At 45.7% G+C, this 16,761-nt stretch carries 11 protein-coding genes; 8 read left to right on the top strand and 3 right to left on the bottom strand.

Annotated features, from left to right (window positions below):
• Positions 1-215: 215 nt before the first annotated feature.
• From iolD to iolG, 6 genes are all read left to right on the top strand, one after another.
• Positions 216-2,150, top strand: a complete 1,935-nt coding sequence (gene iolD, locus ABK01_RS00845) for a 3D-(3,5/4)-trihydroxycyclohexane-1,2-dione acylhydrolase (decyclizing) (RefSeq protein WP_253675872.1) — start codon at positions 216-218, stop codon at positions 2,148-2,150.
• Positions 2,151-2,168: 18 nt separating this feature from the next.
• Positions 2,169-3,065, top strand: a complete 897-nt coding sequence (gene iolE / locus ABK01_RS00840; RefSeq protein WP_253675871.1) for a myo-inosose-2 dehydratase — start codon at positions 2,169-2,171, stop codon at positions 3,063-3,065.
• A 288-nt stretch (positions 3,066-3,353) separates the two neighbouring features.
• Positions 3,354-4,322 carry a substrate-binding domain-containing protein gene (locus ABK01_RS00835; protein ID WP_253675870.1) on the top strand — a complete coding sequence of 323 codons (969 nt, stop codon included), beginning with the start codon at positions 3,354-3,356 and terminating at the stop codon, positions 4,320-4,322.
• Between the two features lie 58 nt (positions 4,323-4,380).
• Complete coding sequence (locus ABK01_RS00830; protein ID WP_253675869.1) at positions 4,381-5,895, top strand: sugar ABC transporter ATP-binding protein; 1,515 nt, start codon at positions 4,381-4,383, stop codon at positions 5,893-5,895.
• A gap of 35 nt (positions 5,896-5,930) precedes the next feature.
• Positions 5,931-6,938, top strand: a complete 1,008-nt coding sequence (locus ABK01_RS00825; RefSeq protein ID WP_253675868.1) for an ABC transporter permease — start codon at positions 5,931-5,933, stop codon at positions 6,936-6,938.
• On the top strand, positions 6,939-7,952 hold the full coding sequence (iolG, locus tag ABK01_RS00820; RefSeq protein ID WP_253675867.1) for an inositol 2-dehydrogenase: 1,014 nt from the start codon (positions 6,939-6,941) through the stop codon (positions 7,950-7,952).
• On the opposite strand, the gene ABK01_RS00815 is transcribed toward iolG, so the two are convergent.
• Complete coding sequence (locus ABK01_RS00815; RefSeq protein ID WP_253676621.1) at positions 7,949-9,694, bottom strand: hypothetical protein; 1,746 nt, start codon at positions 9,692-9,694, stop codon at positions 7,949-7,951. The two genes, iolG and ABK01_RS00815, sit on opposite strands and share 4 nt — an antisense overlap.
• Positions 9,695-9,791: 97 nt before the next feature.
• Positions 9,792-11,432 (bottom strand): hypothetical protein, encoded by a 1,641-nt coding sequence (locus tag ABK01_RS00810; RefSeq protein ID WP_253675866.1) that lies wholly within the window; start codon positions 11,430-11,432, stop codon positions 9,792-9,794.
• Positions 11,433-11,607: 175 nt separating this feature from the next.
• On the opposite strand from ABK01_RS00810, the gene ABK01_RS00805 reads away from it, so the two are divergent.
• Both ABK01_RS00805 and ABK01_RS00800 read left to right on the top strand, forming a co-directional pair.
• Complete coding sequence (locus ABK01_RS00805; RefSeq protein WP_253675865.1) at positions 11,608-12,789, top strand: glycosyltransferase; 1,182 nt, start codon at positions 11,608-11,610, stop codon at positions 12,787-12,789.
• Between the two features lie 557 nt (positions 12,790-13,346).
• Positions 13,347-15,002, top strand: coding sequence for an ABC-F family ATP-binding cassette domain-containing protein (locus ABK01_RS00800; protein ID WP_253675864.1), 1,656 nt, complete (start codon positions 13,347-13,349; stop codon positions 15,000-15,002).
• Positions 15,003-15,128: 126 nt separating this feature from the next.
• On the opposite strand, the gene ABK01_RS00795 is transcribed toward ABK01_RS00800, so the two are convergent.
• The gene (locus ABK01_RS00795; RefSeq protein ID WP_253675863.1) at positions 15,129-16,640 is read right to left on the bottom strand and encodes a hypothetical protein; all 1,512 of its coding nucleotides are present in this window, start codon (positions 16,638-16,640) and stop codon (positions 15,129-15,131) included.
• Between the last annotated feature and the right edge of the window lie 121 nt (positions 16,641-16,761).

Genomic DNA, 16,761 nt, shown 5'->3' with positions numbered 1-16,761 from the left:
AAAAAAAATTCTTGACGGCGCTCTCGTTCAATGCTACTATTTGAATTATAGAAGCAAATTAACCGAGGCAGCTAACTTTAAGGAAAACCTCTAAAAACTGCAAGCCTATCGGCTTGTTCTGTAAAGAAATGATTTATCGTATACGTTCGCGCGGATTGTGAATCAGTTTTTGGAAGGTTCTCATATATAATTGAGATACAATGGAGGAATCGGGGATGATACGAAAGACGGTTGGACAGGCGGTAACGGCATTTCTTGACCGCCAATATGTGATGCGGGACGGTAAGAGGATAAAGTTTGTAGCGGGAATATTTACGATATTCGGACACGGGAATGTCTGCGGACTCGGTGAAGCTTTAGCTGCCGATTCGGGCGGATTACGGGTATATCAGGGAAGGAATGAGCAGGGAATGTGTCATGCGGCGATCGGCTTTGCTAAACAGCATAATCTGCAAAAGATCATCGCGTGCACATCATCTATCGGGCCGGGCGCCGCAAATATGGTAACCGCCTGCGCGCTTGCAACGGCAAACCATATTCCCCTACTGGTCTTAACCGGCGACACCTTTGCAACACGGCAGAGTGATCCCGTACTGCAGCAGATAGAGCAACCGCACAGCGCGGCGGTTACCACAAGCGATGCCTTTAAGCCGGTGTGCCGGTACTGGGATCGCGTAAACCGCCCCGAACAGCTGATGACGGCGCTCATCAATGCACTACGAGTGTTAACCGACCCCGAACTGACCGGCGGGGTGTGTATTTCTTTGCCGCAGGATGTACAAGGTGAGGTCTGGGATTTCCCCGAAAGTTTTTTAGCGGAGCGGGTACACACAATTGAACGCCGCCGTCCTGATGAAACGCTGCTTAAGCAGGCGGTAGACTGCATCGTCGGCGCTCAAAAACCGCTGGTGATTTGCGGCGGCGGCGTGCGGTATTCGGAAGCAGGGCAGGAGCTTCTATCGTTTTGTAAGACCTTCGGTATCCCCTTTGCAGAAACGCAGGCGGGGAAAGGCTGTATTGCCGGTAGCGAACCGCTGAACCTCGGCGGCATCGGGGTAACAGGAAACAGCGCCGCCAATACGATTGCAAAAGAGGCCGATTTAATTATCGGGGTAGGGACACGCTTTACCGACTTTACCACCGCTTCAAAATGGCTGTTCCGGCATCCCGATGTCCGATTCCTTTCGATAAATGTCAGCGGCTTTGATGCGGGAAAATTGGATGCGCTGCCGCTTGTCGGTGATGTGAAAGTCTGCCTTGCAGAACTGCTGCCGGCGCTTAAAAATGCGCAGTATCGTACCGGATATTCGGGAGAAATCGAGGCTGCGCAGGCCGGTTGGCATGCCGAGATGGAGAAGCTTTCAGAATATTCCTATCCTAAAAACGGAACGGGATTTCAGCCGCTTATTGAAAAGCGTAATCCTCATTCGATTGATGATTTTATCCGCGCAACCGGCGGCGTTATTACGCAAACAGCTGCCCTCGCGCTTATCCGCAGAACAATAGAAGCCGATGCGGTTATAGTCGGCGCTTCCGGCAGTTTACCGGGGGATTTACAGCGGATGTGGACAACGGATTCACCGGGCGGCTATCACCTCGAATACGGATATTCCTGTATGGGCTACGAGATTGCCGCCTCCGTCGGGGTTAAACTTGCAGAGCCTGCACGCCCTGTGTATAGCATGGTTGGGGACGGCGCTTTTTTAATGCTGCATTCCGAGCTGATAACGGCGCGGCAAGAAGGGGCTAAGATTACCGTATTGCTGTTTGATAATTGCGGCTTCGGCTGCATCAATAACCTGCAAATGGGGCAGGGCATTGCCAGCCTCGCAACGGAATTCCGCTTTAGGAATGCTGAAACGGGAAAGCAGGACGGAGAAATGATACCGATCGATTATGCAATGGTGGCGCGGGGCTACGGCCTTAAAGCTTATACGGCGCGGACGCTTGATGAACTGTCCGACGCATTGAAAGAAGCAATGTCCGTCCCTGAGTCCGTATTGATCGACATTAAGGTGTTGCCTAAGACTATGACCGACGGATACGGCGCTTGGTGGCATGTCGGTATTGCGGGTAATTCGGCATCGGAATCGGTACGGGAAGCGTACAAGCAAAAAGAAATGCATCTTGCTCAAGCAAGAAAATATTAACATAGAGGAGAAATACTTATGTTTGATGCAAAGAAAATTCGGGTCGGCATTGCGCCGATTGCATGGACAAATGATGATATGCCCGATTTAGGCAAGGAAAATTCATTTGAACAGTGCATCAGCGAGGCTGCATTGGCAGGGTATGCAGGTACGGAAATCGGTAATAAATATCCGCGTGATCCGGTTGTCTTAAAAAAATACCTTGAAATACGCAATCTTGAGGTTGCAAGCGCGTGGTTCAGCGCTTTTTTGACAACGAAGCCTTTTGAAGAAACGGCAGAGGCGTTCAAAAAGCACCGCGACTTTTTACATGCGATGGGGGCAAAGGTTATTGTCGTGTCAGAACAGGGGCACAGTATTCAGGGACAGCAGGATACGCCTATATTTGAAAAAAAGCACTGTATGAATGACGCTGAATGGAAGCTGCTTTGCAAAGGGTTAAACAATCTGGGCGCTCTTGCACAGGAAAAGGGTATGAAGATTGTCTACCACCATCACATGGGAACTGTTGTACAAACAACGGCGGAAATCGACCGGATGATGGCCGAAACCGATCCTTCGTTAGTGTATCTGTTGTATGATACCGGTCATCTGGTGTATTCAGGCGAAGACCACATTGCAATTTTGAAAAAATATGTTGATCGTATTAAGCATGTTCACCTTAAAGATATCCGTCCGGCGATTGTTAAAAAAGTAAAGGATGAGCATTTAAGCTTTTTGCAAGGAGTTCGACTGGGTGCATTTACCGTCCCGGGCGACGGGTCGATTGATTTCGACGCAGCTTTTGCAATCCTTGCAGAGCATAAGTACGAAGGATGGTTCCTTGTCGAAGCCGAGCAGGATCCCGCGATTGCCAATCCTTTTGAATACGCGGTAAAGGCGCGGCGCTTTATTCGCGAGCACGCAGGAATATAAGAAAAATCCCAACGCATAATTCATCGGCGCCCTCCTTACTGATGAATTATGCATCCCTCCCTATTTGCTTTACGATAATCAGATATGCTAATCACTTTATAAATAGTTCACCGCCTTTAACAATAAAATGGGTATATTTTGAGTATTTTATAAATATTTTTCTTGACGGCGCTATTTTTCAATGCTACTATTAACATATACGTATCTAAAAATGCCGGTTTATATAAAAATGAATCGGCGAAATGTTCGCGGATTTTATCAAATCGGCGGAAACATTAGGAGGAAGAGATGAAAACTTTTGCAAAGCGAATGTTGTATGTTACAGCAGTGGCTGCAATGTTGTTGGGATGCACAAAGAAAGAGGCTGCTGCGCCTCAGGCGTCTCAAACAAAGACCGACGGCTTTACGGTAGGTTATTGTATCAATAATCTCAATGATACTTTTCAGACGTATATTCTGGAAGCTGCAAAAGCAGCTATTACCGAAGCGGGCGGGAATATTGAGGTTAACGATGCAACTGAGGACACCATCAAGCAGCAGGATCAGGTAAACAGCTTTATTGCGAAGGGTGTTAAGGGATTAATTGTCGTACCGGTAGACACCAGTTCAATGGATGCCATTACCAATGCGGCGCGCAATGCAGGTATTCCGCTCTGCTATGTCAACCGCAATCCTTTTGCCGGTAAAGAAGATAGTATGCCTGACGGCGTGTACTATGTCGGATCGCAGGAGATTGTTGCAGGGCGGCTTCAAGGCGAGCGGGTTGGAGAACTGCTGCAAGGAAAAGGCGGCGTTGCAATTCTGGTCGGTATCCTCGGAAATGAGGGCGCATTAAAGCGCACAGAGGGTAATAAAGAAGTGCTCGCTTCAAAATACCCCGAAATTACCGTACTTGCCGAACAAACGGCAAACTGGCAGCGCGACCAAGCGGTTACCGTTACCGAAAACTGGATTACGACATACGGAAATAAGTTGAATGCGATATTGGCAAACAACGACGAAATGGCTCTCGGCGCTATTAAAGCGTTGGAAGCAGGAAATAGAAAAGATGTTTTGGTTCTCGGTGTAGATGCAACGCTTGACGGGCGGAATGCCGTACGCGAAGGGTTGATGGCGGCAACGGTATTTCAGGATGCAAACGGACAAGGAGGCGGCGCTGCAAAGGTTATTACATCAAAGATAAAGGGTGGTAGCCCCGATAAAATAACGTGGGTGCCGTTCCAATTGGTTGATAAGGATTCCCCGTTAGTGAAATAAAACGTCTCTAAAGAGCCGGTTTATTTTACGAGGCAGATCATTTATGGAGGATGTACGGATGAGTGACGGCAATTATATTTTACAAATGAAGAATATTTCGAAGCTTTTTCCGGGTGTGCGTGCGTTGGATTCCGTACATCTCGATGTAAAACGCGGGGAAGTCCATGCCCTAATGGGAGAAAACGGCGCCGGAAAATCGACATTGATGAAATGTCTTATCGGTATTCAACCGGTGAGTTCGGGCGAGATTATCTTTGACGGCAGGCAGCTTCCGCAGTACTACACGACAGCAGAAGCGCTTTCGTGGGGGATATCTATGATCCATCAGGAACTTTCCCCCGTAGCCGAACGGCCGATTATGGAAAATATCTGGCTTGGAAGGGAGCCGCTTTATCGAACCGGTTTGGTCAATCATAAAAAAATGTATGAAATGACCAAAGCTGTGCTGGAACAGGTGCATCTGCAAGAAGATCCTAAGACGAAGGTTGGAACTTTAACGGTGGCAAAGATGCAGATGGTAGAAATTGCAAAAGCGGTTTCCTATGACGCAAAGCTTATCATTATGGATGAACCGACTTCCGCCTTAACGGATCGGGAGCGGGATCAACTTTTTTCCGTTATAAGAAAGCTTAAAAGCGAAGATAAAAGCATTATCTACATTACGCATAAGCTGGATGAAATTGCGCAAATTGCGGATACCGTCAGTATCTTCCGCGACGGTCATTTTATCGCGTCTCATGCAGCGAAAGATTTACCGATGGAACAGATGATAACTGAAATGGTCGGGCGGCCGGTGGATACAATGTTTCCCAAAATTCCCTGTCCGATCGGAGATGAGATCCTTTCGGTAGAAGGTTTAAGTGACGGGCGGCATTTTACCGATGTTTCTTTTTCGTTACGGAAAGGAGAAATACTGGGACTTGCCGGTTTGGTAGGCGCCGGAAGAACTGAAATTATCGAAACCATCTTCGGTATCCGCCGCGCTGTAGCGGGAACGGTCAAAATAAACGGTAAACCGGTTCAGATTAAAAATCCCCGTGATGCAATTAAACATAAGATAGCGCTTCTTACCGAAGATCGGCGGCTTTCAGGTATCTTCCCGGTATTGCCGGTAAGCGACAATATCGTAATATCCAACATCAACCACTATATCAACCGTTTCGGTCTTTTAAATAAAAAGAATATTTTAAAAGATTGTAGTGAATATGTGCGGTCGATAGAAATTAAGACACCCGGTGTCGGACAGCAAATTCAATTTTTATCGGGAGGAAATCAACAAAAGGTACTCATCGCTCGATGGCTTTTAACCGAGCCGGATATTTTGTTTCTTGATGAACCGACGCGGGGAATTGACGTCGGTGCAAAGGCCGAAATTCACCGTTTTATCAGTATGCTTGCAGGACAAGGAAAAGCCATCATCATGGTTTCCTCCGAAATGCCTGAAATACTCGGTATGAGCGATAGAATTGTCGTCGTTGCGGAAGGACATGTTACCGGTATCCTCGAAAATAAAAATCTTACACAGGATACTATTATGGCCTATGCTTCAAACAAAGCGGACTTGGCGGTTTAAAAAACATACTGATAATTACGAGGAGGAATAAAGATATGGCTGGAGCAGGAACAAGCCGCTTTGATATAAAAACGTTAAAGGCGCTGGTACAAACCTATGGTATCGTACTGGTGCTCATTCTGATGATTATTGTTATCTCGATATTAAATCCGAGATTCTTAGGTTTAACAAATATTTTTAATGTACTGAGCCAAACGGCCATTTACGGTATTTTGGCGCTCGGTATGACCTTTGTCATCACCTCACAGGGAATTGATCTTTCCGTCGGTTCGGTGCTCGCATTGGCGGGCTGTATTATGGCAAGCATCGGGCAGGTCGCAGGAGCTGTACCGCGCTATTTTCCGAACTTACCTCAAATGCCGCTTATTGTTCCCATCCTTGCGGCCTTATCGGTAGGCGCCGCTTCAGGTGCGCTGAACGGATGGCTTATTTCGGCAACGCGCATCCCGCCGTTTATTGCAACGCTCGGTATGTACACCGTTGCGCGCGGTCTTGTGCTTGTCTATACGGGCGGCACGCCGATCAGCAATTTGCTGTCCGGCTTTGATGTAATCGGACAGGGCAAGCTTTTCGGATATATTCCGGTTGCGGTACTGGTGTATGTTGTGATGATTATCATTTCGTGGATACTGCTGCATAATACCAAGTTCGGCAAGGCTGTCTATGCACTCGGCGGGAATAAACGGGCTGCGGAAATTTCCGGCGTAAATGTGAATAAAACGCTGATTATCATCTATGCTTATTGCGGATTGCTTGCCGGTGTTGCAGCTATTGTGTATGCAGGACGGGCGGGCAGTATGCATCCTTCCGCCGCAACCGGCTATGAGTTGACGGCAATTGCTGCAACGACGGTCGGCGGTACCAGTCATACCGGCGGCATCGGCACTATTTGGGGCGCAGTTATCGGAGCATTGCTTATTTCCGTACTGAGAAACGGGTTAACGCTTTTGTCGGTCAGCTCCTATTGGCAGCAGATTGCCGAAGGCGTCATTATCGTAGCGGCAGTTATCGTCGATATGCGGAAAAATAAGGGGAAAAAATAAATGAACAAGATACGGATAGGTTCAGTCGGTTTAGGTCGCTTAGGACTCGAACACGCAAAAAATATTGCAACAAGAATTCCGGGCGCGGAACTGGTCGCTTTGTGCGACATCGATACCGAAAAACTGCATCGGGTTGGGAAAGAACTCGGTGTCCGCCATTACTGTACGTCTTTTGAAGAAATGCTTGCCGTTGAGGAGCTTGATGCGGTAGCGATTGTTTCCCCATCGGCTCTCCACTGTACGCAGATTGCGCAGGCTTTGGAGCGCGGTAAGCACGTGTTTTGTGAAAAACCGCTTGGCACCAGCCTTGAAGAATGCCGCCTTGCGGAAAAAGCGGTAGAAGCCCATCCCGACGCAGTGTTTATGCTTGGGTTTATGCGCCGTTTTGATGAATCCTACCGCTATGCAAAAGAAAAAATCGATGCAGGCGAGATCGGCCGGCCGATACTGTTCCGCTCTTATAGTCAGGATCCGATCAGCTGTATTGACGGCGCGATTGCGTTTGCTCCGCACAGCGGCGGCGAATTCTATGATATGTCTTCTCACGATATCGACCTTGCCCGTTGGATGCTTTCAAGCGAACCTGTTTCGGTCTATGCGGTTGGCGGTTGTTATGCGTATCCCGAATTTGCTCAGTATGAAGACGGTGATAATGTCTCCTGCTTAATGAAGTTTAAAAACGATGCAATGGCCTTCCTCTTTGCCGGTAGAACCGCACCGCACGGGTATAACGTCGAAACGGAAATTATCGGAACGAAGGCAACGCTGCGAATCGCTTCCGTGCCTCAAAAAAACTTGGTTGAAATTCTTGACCGGTACGGTGTCCGCAAAGAGTGTTCGGAGAATTTTCAGGAGCGGTTTGCACAGGCTTATCTGCACGAAATGGAAGCATTTGTAGACTGCATCCGCTCAAAGCGGAAACCGTCCGTCTCCGTATATGACGGTACGGCGGTATCCGTTATTGCCGGTAAATGTACCGAATCCTTTCGGAGCGGAAAACTGATAGATATTTAATACGCAAACTCTGCGCTTAACCGAATATAGTGGTTGAACTGTTTCCCGATAGCTTTGGCACGCCAGTCTGCAAGCTGTCTGGCGGCTTCTGCCCGGACAGCTGCTTCTCCACCGGCTATGTCTTTAATCTCTTTTCCATACCACTCCGGTTTTTTTGCCTTATAGATATTTTGCCGCACACCGGGATTAATATTTGCCTCGAACACATAGCCGAATTTAAACAGCATATACCCGCCCGACTTTAGAATCGGCAAATGGCAACTCACATCAAGTGCCAGTTGATTAACATATTGGATGGTCTGCTGTCGCATAAAGGGGTTGGCATAAAGATATGCGTGGGTTATTGGTCCTGAGTCATTTGTTATCGTTGCATGGTTGTGCGTAGATCCGTCAGTTGTGTATTCCTTTGATACATAGTCTTTTAGAATAGCAATATCAGTAATGCTTTCATTTACGTTTGCATGGCGGATAAACGTATTTGATACATTAACATCCAAACCATACAGCGGTTTAAACTTGAGTTTCAACAGGATTCTATCCGAATTAGGTTCTAAATTACTACCGATAGGAACTCCATTATGGGTATAATTCTGATAATTCGGTGCGCTTATAGTAGAACCATCAAAATGCGTATATGTATAGGGGAATACAAAGGTATAATTCAAATCGACAAAAGAAAACCAATGTGTCTTCGGCATGGTATAGCTTACTCCGAATTGCCCCGACATACGCCATTTTGCATCTTTTTTGAACTTAACAATTTCGTTAAATCCGAGGTCATCAGCATAGAGAGCTCCGTCTAATCGTAAACCCTTGACCGGTTTAATCGTAAAAGTTCCGCCTATAAGGCTGTTATCGGGAAAGGCATACAACCCTTGACTGACAAAAAATGCTGAGAAAGGAAGTAAGTAAATAGGCTCAAACCGGTTACCATAAATAATCGTATCAACAATCCCAAATGAAAGCCATGGCAGCGGGCGTATATTCAATGAATGGATTGCTAAAAACTTACCCGGCTTACGGCTACGGCTATCGCCGCGGTCACTTGTTGCGGTTAACGTAAGTAGTGCTTGATTATATGTCCATTTTTCTTTATTGACAACAAAGGTAAATTGCCCTTGATGCATTGCTTGAGATCCGACAAAGAGGCTGTTATCGTAAAATGGACCATGATTGGTACGTGCAATACCGGCAGTAACATAATACTGAGGAGTACCAAAAGCAATCCCTGTGTTAAATACCGGCAGTACCAGAAATTTGCCGGCAAAGACGCCGTCATCCGCAAGATCATATTTTGAATATTGAAAGAGCGGAGTCAGCGCCTGGGAAAAAAGCTTATTTGTTAGGAAAACACTCACCCTTCCGGAAATCGTAAAAAGTCTATGCAATGAATAATTAATATCTATAAAGGGAGCCAAATTTAATTCATACTGCTTTTGGGGCGCTTTTACCGCTACTTCAGCCAGCCCGCCGAAATGAAATACTCTTCCGAAAAAGCGGTTATAATATTCTTGCGCCCGCCGCCGCTGACCGGCATCGCCTGTATCAATAACAATTTGTAAGATACGTTGTATTTCTTGCAAAGGATATGGCCGAATATTGGGGGCATCATTAATTAAACCGCAGCCCTCCCATATCGACAAATCCTCATAAAAGGGATCAAACACATTGACTGCGACCTGGGCGCCTATATTCATATATAGTGCAGCAAACAAAAGCCCAACGCACAAAATCTTTTTCATCATAACCTCGTTTTTTCATAATGATTTCTATAGTATTTCACGAAATTACCAGAAATCGGCAATATGCTCAAGCAGGAACATACCATATAAGGAGACTTTACCGTATCGTATATTTAACCGAAGAATAAATATCCACTGCGTGTCCCTTCTTTCTACCGGATACAATTGTCCAGTTCAGCCCTGCATTCAGTTCAAGCTGTTTAATCACCCGATACGAACCTTCCACCGAAATCGTATGGAAGTATGCCGGATTCCCGGAAGGAGTCTTTGCCTGCGCTATGGCTTCATAGTGATCGGCATCAGGGTAATAGACACCCGGCTTTCCTGGTTTTTCTTTGCTGGGATCAAAAAAATTATCCTCGTTTTCTCCTTTTACCAAAAAACGATAACCAAGCTTTGCGCGGTACTTTTGCAGCTCCGTTAGAGAAACCTGCAAAAAAGCCCCCATGGTGTCCGGTCCATAAGGATTTGCAACCCATTGCCGGATATATGAGTTCGTCATTCCCTTACCTGCAACGGTATCTTTTCGGCGATGGTATAAACTGATATGCTTATTTTCCATTATATACATCCATGGATTCGCGTATAAAAATTCTCCCGTTATCGAAAGATGTCCAAAGCTGAACGGATGGATATACTCAACACCGGCTAAACCGCCGAGGCTGTTAGGAATATTTCGGGCGGTGGGATAGTTTTTCAGCTCGAACAAAGTCTGAAACTGATTTTGACCGTATTGAGCATATAGCCGCAACCCTCGTATGGGTACCACATCTAAACCGATACCGAATTGGCAGCCGATGCTTGATTTTCCGGATTCTTCAGAAGCATTTGCATTAAAAGTCTTCTCTCGCCAGCCGAAAAAATTATGAAAAATCATCATCGGGTTTAAGTATTTAGGATCAAACGGAGCATTAAGTACGATGCCTTCGTAAAAGCGAAGTGTAATCCAATTAATTGGGCGGAACGAAGCTTCGTGAGAAAATACAAATCGGGTAGGTTCCAATTCCAATACATTCAGTGCTAATCGCACCTTCTTATAGAAAAATGAGGCGGTTATGTAATCCATTCGATCTACGGTATCTGCGATCAGCATACTACCCGCAAGTGACCTACCGATATTTAAAGCACCTCGTCCAATACTAAAATTAAAGAAGTGATTTCCAAGGCTCAATCCCGCCTGCATAGGAAAGGACGCATCAAAGGCATTCCCTTCTAAGGGCAGATTTGTATACGGATAGGACAATTCCGCCGCCCAATAATTCTTCTTTAAACTGAGGTTAGCAAAAAAATCAACATACCGGGTAAACATCACATGCATCGGGATGGAAACAACGGCGGGCGTTCTATTATACCGTAAAAAACTATCCAGCCTTACTTCCTTTTCGCGGTTGTGTACATATTGCCCTTGCAGCGCAAAAATACCATTCACGTCAAATGAAAAATATTTACGAGTAAACAAAAACGGATGCCCTGAAAAATATCCCTGCATCATACGGTATAGCGGTTCGCTTGCCTGCGGTATAGCGGTATTCTCAAACGAAGAAAAGTATTCGGCAAGCTCACCCTTAGAAAGCGGCTGACGGTCTGCAAGCGTTGTCTGCCGCGATTCGACCGAAAGGATGTGCATTGCGTCATAAATCCAATGGTCATTTTCCACAAATAGCGCATACGGCGTGTCTGCAAAACAGAACACGGTAGGCTTTAAGGATAGTAATAGAACGATAATAAAACGCTTCATTTTTTAATCCTTTGAAATAATTGATACACAATATAGATAAAACGAGAAAAGATGTCCATCGTATATATCAAGGACTAGCTCAAAATACCATAGCCCTTTTGCAGTTCTGCTTTACAGCTTGCTTTTGCCGTCTTACCGTGATAGGATAAAAGCCGACTTATAAAGGGTTACTTATATGCGAATTGCTATTTTTACCGAATGCTATCTTCCGGAAATAAACGGCGCCGTATATCATATCGAAGCGCTGCGAAAAGGTTTAATTGAATTGGGACATGATGTTCTCATCGTTAAACCCGATGCAGATACAAAGCATCATCATATTACCGACGGTATTTTATACAGCCCTGCCGTAAAATTGCACCATCTTTACAATTATTCCGTTTCTTATCCGCATAGTAGAACCAGATTAAAACTGCTAAAAGAATGGAAGCCTGATATTATCCATATTCACCATGAATTCAGCCAAGGTCTATTCGCCTTGTATGCGGGGCGTAAACTCAATATACCGATTGTATATACCTGCCACAGTATGTACTACGATTATATTCACTATTTCGGTGCATTGCAAAATCTTAAAGCGGTAAAAGATTTTATCGACCATGGTATTTTACGGTATACCAATGCCGCTAAAGCGGTTATCTGTGCATCAACAAAACTGGAAGATTTCTTAAAGCAGTGCAAAGTAACAACACCGATTTATAAAATCCCCAATGCATGTATTACAACCGATTTTGCCGAAGAGACGCTCAATCAAGATGTTATTCAAAATCTTAAAATTCAGTATGCCATTCAGCCTGATGATTTTATCGCTTGTTTTTGTGGGAGACTTGCTGCGGAAAAAAATCTTTCACTCACATTAGAGTATTGGAGACAGTTTGTAGACGGAATGCCGAATGCTAAATTATTTATAATCGGAAACGGTCCCGCCAGAGCAGAGCTTGAACAGCAAGCAAAAGATTACGGCCTTACCCATTCGGTTATCTTTACCGGCGCCGTGCTGCATGAGAATATCAAATACTATTACCACTTATGTGATGCATACATTATGACCTCGCTTTCGGAAAACCATTCGGTTTCGGCTCTTGAAGCGATTGCCTGCGGCATACCTGTAATTCATCTGTATGACGAAGAAAATGAAGATCAATATATCGAAGGAGTAACAGGCTTCGCTTTTAAAGATTCGGCCGCATTCGTTAACATTCTGCACAACATCTATGATAAAAAACAACATACTAAGGACGGTAAAACGCTCAAAGAGGAAATAAACTCAGCCGCATTGCAAGACAATTATCAAACGATGACAAAAAAAATTGTCGAAGTTTACCAACGGGTATTGGCAGAAACCCATAATCCGTAACAGCCCTTCTGTGCGAAATTTCATAGGTATAAGGTGAGCGTCTACAATGACGCCGCTCACCTTAACTGTCAAGTTTTCTTTCGAAAACTTGCGTATTGATATGTGCGCTTTTCGCGCACGAATGCAACAGTTTCCAAAATTCATATTTTGTTCAACTGTTGCATTTTAAGGAAATAAAATTTCGCACATTTTTCCCACAAATGGATAAACGCATCAGGTAGACTAGATAAAAACCGCGGAAAAACTGAGACTGTGAGACCATTTGAACCATCTTCAACTGTTGTACATCCGTGTACAACAGTTGAAGGCGAGTTTTGTGTACGCACAAAACATCGCTGCACTGACAGGAAGTCAGTGGTTCCAAACAGTATCGAGTTTTTCATCAGAAAAACTCGAAGCTAAACAATGTACAAGGATGTACATTGTTTAGCGATGCCATCCTTGGCAGTTCTGGTCGAATAGTCTCGGTTTTTCCGTGGGGGTGTTAAAAAACGACCTGATGCGTTTATTCATCCATCCCGTTCACTCTTTTTTTCTTTTAGGCTATACTGACCTTTATGATTACAGTAAGCGATGTTAGTTTAAAATTTTCGGAAAAACCTCTTTTTAAAGATGTCAATTTAAAATTTACCCCCGGGAACTGCTACGGCATTATCGGAGCGAATGGAGCAGGCAAGTCAACATTCCTCAAGCTGCTTTCAGGCGAATTGGAACACGATAGCGGAGAAATCAGCATTACGCCGGGTGAACGGATGGCGGTACTGCGGCAGGATCACTTTGCGTTTGATGAGTATTCCGTCAAAGACACCGTATACATGGGCTACCCGCAGCTCTACAAGATTATGAAAGAGCGGGAAACCATTTACGAAAAGGAAGATTTCAGCGAAGCGGACGGTATCCGCGCCTCGGAGCTTGAAGGTGAGTTTGCCGACATGGGCGGCTGGGAGGCGGAAAATCAGGTAGAACAGATGCTCTCCGGGCTCGGTTTGGAAGAGGCAAACCACGAGCGTATGATGAGCGAGCTTGACGAAAGCCAGAAGGTGCGGGTACTGCTGGCGCAGGCGCTGTTCGGCAATCCCGATATTCTGTTGTTGGACGAACCGACGAACGGTCTCGACCTTGAATCCATCAGCTGGCTGGAGGAGTTTTTAATTGAGTTTCCCAATACGGTGATCGTGGTATCGCACGACCGACACTTTCTGAACACCGTGTGTACGCATATCTGCGATATCGACTTTGGCAAAATCCGTATGTACAGCGGTAACTACGACTTCTGGTATCAGATGAGTCAGATTATGCAGCGACAAGCACGCGACCAGCAGAAAAAACGCGAAGAAAAGATGAAAGACCTGCGCGAATTTATCCTGCGCTTCGCTTCTAACGCGGCAAAAAGCCGACAGGCAACCAGCCGCAAAAAAGTGTACGACAAACTTGCTCTGGAAGAACTGGAAGTTACCACCCGAAAATTCCCGTATGTCCACTTTAAACCGGATAGAGAAATCGGGAATAACGTTGTTCGCGTAGAAAAGTTGAATTACACTTCTAAGGAAGAAGGTTCCGGCAACGGCATTACGCTGCTCAAAGATTTCAGCTTGACCGTGAACCGAACGGACAAAATCGCCTTTGTTGGGCAGGAGCATAACTCAAAATCGGCTTTCTTCGATATTATTGCCGGTGTTAAAACCGCCGATTCGGGGGATGTGTATTGGGGACAAACCGTTACGAATGCCTATCTCAGCAAAGATAATTCCAGCTACTTTGAAACCGATTTGAACATTACCGACTGGCTGCGGCAATTTTCCACCGAACAGGATGAAGCATACGTGCGCGGCTTTTTGGGACGGATGCTTTTTACCGGCGATGAATCGCTCAAACCGGTCAAAGTGCTTTCGGGAGGAGAAAAGGTACGGTGTATGCTCAGTAAGCTGATGCTTTCCGGCGCCAATGTCCTCATTATGGATGAGCCGACCAATCACCTCGACTTGGAAGCGATTACCAGCTTGAACGAAGCGCTCATCGCCTTTCCCGGTGTTGTACTATTCAACTCGCATGACCACGAGTTCATCTCGTCCATCGCAAACCGCATTGTGGAAATTACCCCCGGCGGTGTAATCGACCGGATGATGCCCTTTGACGACTACATCCGCGACGAGCAGGTTCACGAATTGCGCAACAAGTATTACGGCGGCGCTGCAAAGAAGATATTGATTTAATACAGGCACCCTTCCGTGAGTCTTAATCTTTAGAAGCGATGTTTAAAATTAAGTTGTGAGTGTATCAAGACTTAGTTGTAATAGAGACGGCCTAACCCCTTCGCGCAAATGGAAAGTTGACCAGCATTAGAACTTGCCGCCGCCGAGCTTAAAGCTGAGGTTATAGCCGATGGAGCCTTTACTGTGCGACGAAGGACTCAGCGGATACGAGAATATCGGCCCGGTACTCATCTGCACAAACTTAAATATCCTCCAGTTCAAGCTGAGTGTTGTCAGCCCTTCAAGCTCGCTGATTGCAAACTGCTGGAACAAATTTGCCGTCAAATCTTCCGTGCCGATCTTGTTCTGAGATACCGTAAACGCGATGTAGTGCCGGCCTCGATTTCCCATTGCGGCGATATTCTCGTATTTTTTGAGCGAAGGATCAGTGAAATTTTTTTTGTTCAAAGCATCTGCTGCGTTATCAGCAATACGGTCGATGACTTTTGTGTTCGCATAGCCGAAGCCGTTATAGTAATATTGGAATGCAATCGTTGTATGCGAGTTCTCATTTGAATACGAGCCGCCGAGCGTCGCTTGGAAAAACGGCTTGTTTTTTACCGTATACGGCGTCAGTGCAGCATCGTCTCTATAATACGTATAATCGCTGCCCCATGCAAATACGCCTTCCGCAAAGACGGCAACCTTTCCCGCAATACTGCCGGAGAGGGTTGTAATAAACCGCGGCGCCTTTTCATAGCGATACCAGCCGCCGACACCCAACTCCCAGTCGCCGAACACAAACTCTGCCTTTGCAGCTCCTGCCGTATACTGCGGCTTAAACGTTTCCGTGTCGGGCAGCAAATACAACCATATATTGTACTGCGTCTTAGGAATAACAATATGCGTTCGCAGCGAAACGGGACCTTCTCGGTCTGCCGTCGGTTTTTCAGGGTCTATCCGCGAAATATTGATAACATCAGCCGGACTATAAAAATAACCGGTTCCCCACTTAACCGTATGTTTTCCAAACCGGAAAAACGCAATATCCTTTGTCGAGAAATCGGTATACAGTTCCCAAATTTTAAAATTCGGTGAACCGTTTACACTGATAGGATATCCAAATCCATTTCGTGGAAAATTTGGTATGGTCTTTAGAGCTGGATACTGCTTCAAAATCTCATCCATTTGCTCTTTTGTGATACTTATTGTTCCGTTCAAACTCTTTTCAAACGGGAATTCAAAAAGGAACTTGCCGTATAACTTTAAGTCCTGTACCGGGCGCGCATCAAAAAAGAGATTTGCACCGATTGTCGGCTGCAGCTGTGCCACCGCAGGATTTAAAAAAGCTTTTTTCGCATCGTTTTTCTTTGTGTACGGATCAGTCCATACATATTTAAGCCCCAATTCAGTGTTTAACGAGCCGCCGATACGCAACTTATTGCTTTCGAGTGCGAGTGTTGCGGTTTTAAGATCGCCCGTTAGGGAAACACCGTTTTTTTGAGTTTCGGCGTTTGCCTGCTCCGGTGTTACGAGCGCTTCAGTATCGCCGCCGAACAGCTCATCTTCAAGACTGCCTGTTTCAGTTTGCGCCGCGTCCTGTGCAAACACGGCACTCACAAGTATCATCATAAAAAACAACGCAATTATTTTTTTCATAGAAACCTCTCATGGGGTTAAACGCATCAGGCAGTTGCTTTAGCAGCCCCGCAGAAAAATTGAGTCTGCTCGACCAGAGTTGAACCACTTTGCGGTTCAAATGGTCTCGCAGTCTCAATTT

The sequence above is a fragment of the Treponema sp. OMZ 305 genome, from assembly GCF_024181325.1.
In the GTDB taxonomy this organism is placed as follows: Bacteria; Spirochaetota; Spirochaetia; order Treponematales; family Treponemataceae; genus Treponema.
The sequence above is the reverse complement of the archived record's forward strand: the minus strand, read 5'-3'. Positions and strand labels throughout refer to the sequence as shown.

Coding starts and splice junctions, on each gene's coding strand:
- iolD (WP_253675872.1), top strand. CDS start 216: ATGATACGAAAGACGGTTGGACAGGCGGTAACGGCATTTCTTGACCGC.
- iolE (WP_253675871.1), top strand. CDS start 2,169: ATGTTTGATGCAAAGAAAATTCGGGTCGGCATTGCGCCGATTGCATGG.
- ABK01_RS00835 (WP_253675870.1), top strand. CDS start 3,354: ATGAAAACTTTTGCAAAGCGAATGTTGTATGTTACAGCAGTGGCTGCA.
- ABK01_RS00830 (WP_253675869.1), top strand. CDS start 4,381: ATGAGTGACGGCAATTATATTTTACAAATGAAGAATATTTCGAAGCTT.
- ABK01_RS00825 (WP_253675868.1), top strand. CDS start 5,931: ATGGCTGGAGCAGGAACAAGCCGCTTTGATATAAAAACGTTAAAGGCG.
- iolG (WP_253675867.1), top strand. CDS start 6,939: ATGAACAAGATACGGATAGGTTCAGTCGGTTTAGGTCGCTTAGGACTC.
- ABK01_RS00815 (WP_253676621.1), bottom strand. CDS start 9,694: ATGAAAAAGATTTTGTGCGTTGGGCTTTTGTTTGCTGCACTATATATG.
- ABK01_RS00810 (WP_253675866.1), bottom strand. CDS start 11,432: ATGAAGCGTTTTATTATCGTTCTATTACTATCCTTAAAGCCTACCGTG.
- ABK01_RS00805 (WP_253675865.1), top strand. CDS start 11,608: ATGCGAATTGCTATTTTTACCGAATGCTATCTTCCGGAAATAAACGGC.
- ABK01_RS00800 (WP_253675864.1), top strand. CDS start 13,347: ATGATTACAGTAAGCGATGTTAGTTTAAAATTTTCGGAAAAACCTCTT.
- ABK01_RS00795 (WP_253675863.1), bottom strand. CDS start 16,640: ATGAAAAAAATAATTGCGTTGTTTTTTATGATGATACTTGTGAGTGCC.